The sequence below is a fragment of the Leisingera sp. F5 genome (assembly GCF_001593695.1).
Genome location: NZ_LUKH01001046.1, coordinates 1 through 1,325 on the forward strand (window position 1 = coordinate 1; position 1,325 = coordinate 1,325).

Annotated in this window: 1 protein-coding gene and 1 pseudogene; both read right to left on the reverse strand. The window is 62.8% G+C overall.

Annotation, left to right across the window (positions count from 1 at the left end):
* Positions 1 to 292 (reverse strand): annotated as a pseudogene (locus A2I95_RS38705) (lipoyl synthase); the annotation flags it as partial.
* Positions 293 to 310: 18 nt separating this feature from the next.
* On the reverse strand, positions 311 to 1,325 hold a 1,015-nt coding region (locus A2I95_RS38710; protein WP_291737694.1), incomplete at its 5' end, for an FAD-dependent oxidoreductase.

Genomic DNA, 1,325 nt, shown 5'->3' on the forward strand with positions numbered 1-1,325 from the left:
CGTCCAGCGTGTCCGGCCTGCCGGTGGTCACGTTGCAGAAGGAGCAGCCGCGGGTGCAGACCTCGCCCATGATCATCATGGTGGCATGGCGCTTGGACCAGCATTCGCCGATGTTGGGGCAGGCGGCTTCTTCGCAGACGGTCGCCAGATCATGCTCCCGCATCAGCTTGCGGGTCTCGTAATACTCAGGCCCTTCGATCTTCTTCTTGCGGATCCACTTCGGTTTGCGCGGGATGGCGCTGTCGGCCTTGTGGGCCTTTTCCGGGTGGCGGGGTCTTAGCTGGATCGTCATCTGGCAACTCCCTCCAGATCAGGCGTGGATGGCACGGCCAAGTGCATCAAGGCAGGCTTCTTTCACCGCCTCACCCATCGCAGGGTGCGCGTGGCAGGTCCGTGCAACCTCCTCGATAGTAGCACCTTTTGTCATCGCCAGCACCAATTCTGCAATTAAATCACCGCCATGCGCGCCGCAGATATGGGCGCCGAGGATCTTGCCCCCGGGCGATGCCAGCACTTTGACAGCGCCGTCGGTTTCGCCGGTGGAACGCGCGCGGGAGTTGGCCATGAAGGCAAACTTGCCGGAGATGTATTCGGTTCCGGCCTCTTTCAGCGCCTCTTCGGTCAGACCGACCGAGGCAACTTCGGGGTCGGTGTACACAACGCCGGGGACGGTGTTGTAATCCACATGGCCATGCTCGCCCGCGATAATTTCGACGCAGGCCACGCCGTCTTCTTCGGCCTTGTGCGCCAGCATCGGGCCGGGCACGCAGTCGCCGATTGCAAAGATGCCGGGAACCGACGTTTGGAAGGTTTCGTCCACCTCGACAAAGCCGCGGCCATTGATGGAGACACCGAGTTCTTCCAGGCCCAGGCCGCGGGTCACAGGACGGCGGCCGATGGCGATCAGCACCTTGTCCGCCTCAATCTGCTCTTCCTTGTCCTTGCCCACACGGTCCAGCGTCAGGGTCAGGCCGTTTTCGCCCTTTGCAATGGTCTTCAGCGCGCGGCCCAGTTGGAACTTCAGCCCGCGCTTGGACAGCGCTCGCTGGGACAGCTTGGCGATCTCGCCGTCGACGCCGGGCAGGATACGGTCCAGGTATTCCACAACCGTCACTTTGGATCCGAGGCGTGACCAGACCTGACCGAGTTCAAGCCCGATCACGCCGGCGCCGATCACCACCAGATGCTCTGGCGCGGCTTCTAACGCCAGCGCACCGGTGCTGCTCAGCACATCCACCTCGTCGATGTCCACGCCGGGGAGGGCGGCGGGTTCCGATCCGGTGGCAATAAGAATGTTCTTTGCAGTGTGGCTGTCTGCGCCGACC